This is a genomic window from Cupriavidus sp. 01T418, assembly GCF_056398885.1.
In genome coordinates this window covers 1-1,314 of record NZ_JBFTQG010000115.1, presented here as the reverse complement: position 1 = coordinate 1,314, position 1,314 = coordinate 1, and the positions used below count along the sequence as shown (strand labels likewise).

General features: G+C 60.9%; 1 protein-coding gene. It reads left to right on the top strand.

Features of this window, described 5'->3' with window-relative positions; genetic code table 11:
- A partial coding sequence (locus tag AC1DQ3_RS36440) for a pilus assembly protein (protein WP_477124940.1) occupies positions 1 to 1,314 on the top strand: 1,314 nt, incomplete at both ends.

Sequence of the window (1,314 nt, the reverse complement as noted above, 5' to 3'; positions counted from 1 at the left end):
GGCGCTGCCTACTACGCGCACACCAACCGCATACGTCCGCCGACCAATGTGGTTAGCATCGCGGCACCGTCCAATGACACTACATCGCTCAAGGTAACTTCCTACGGCGTGCAACTGGCGACCAATACGCCCCGCATCACGGTGAACGTGGGGGGAAAGAATGTCACGCTGATGCCGGCCTACAGCCTTGGCAGCGGAGCCACATCGAGCACCGGGCAGATCGTGGACTTCAAGGTTATTTCGCAGGATTCGACGAGCGGAAAGTTCTATGTGAACTGGGAAGACTCGATTGCCGGTGGAGACTACGACCAGGACGTATGGGGCATTCTGAGCTACACAGTCAGCGGAAACACAATCTCGGTTTCCACCCAGGTCATTACTGCCAGCTCAGTTAACCCCCAAGGCTTTGGCTACGTCATTTCCGGCACGAACGCGGACGGTCCCCATTTCCATTCCGGCGCCTACGGCTATGTCTATGACGACCCGACTCCGGTCCCCATCACGCCCACGGGCCTGGCGTATATCAACACCAAAGGCGGCTGCAAGGGCTGCCTCCCCACCAACGTCCAGACCACTGCCAGCTATACCGCCACGGGTACCTCCGCAGCCCAGTTCCTCGATCCCCTGCTCTATGCCGCAAAGTGGGGCGCATTCAAAGACAGCAAGGACAAGAACGGGAACATGTCGGGCACCCCCGACGTTGTCACCGAATGGGACAACTACGACACAAATGGCAATCCTGGCGCGGACGGCATTCCCGACAACTATTTCTACGTCACCAACCCGGCCAATCTGCAAAACGCGCTCAACAACGCGTTCCTCAATATTCTGCAAACTTCGTCGGCCGCCTCGGTCGCCACCAATTCGTCCTCGCTGAACACGGGTTCGGTCGTCTATCAGGCACAGTTCAACGGCGCCAACTGGTCCGGGCAGTTGCTGGCGCTGAGTGTGGATGCAAACGGCATTATCAACACCACCACACCACGCTGGGATGCCCGCGCTCAGCTTGCCGCCCAGAGCACAACCCCGAGCAACCGCAACATCCTGACGTTCGACGCGACCGCCACGGCCAGGGGGGGGATTCCCTTCCGATGGCCCGCGACTGGAGTCGTGGGGCTGCCCTCCGCCTACCAGACCACGCTGAACCAGACCGACAGCAAAGGCAGCCTGCGGCTCGACTGGCTGCGCGGCGACCACTCGAACGAAGGCAGCGCCTTGCGGGCGCGGCCCCTGACATCGTCCACCAACTGGGCCCTCGGCGATATCGTCAACTCCAGCCCGCAGTACGTCGGCCCTCCCAATGCTGGCTATCCT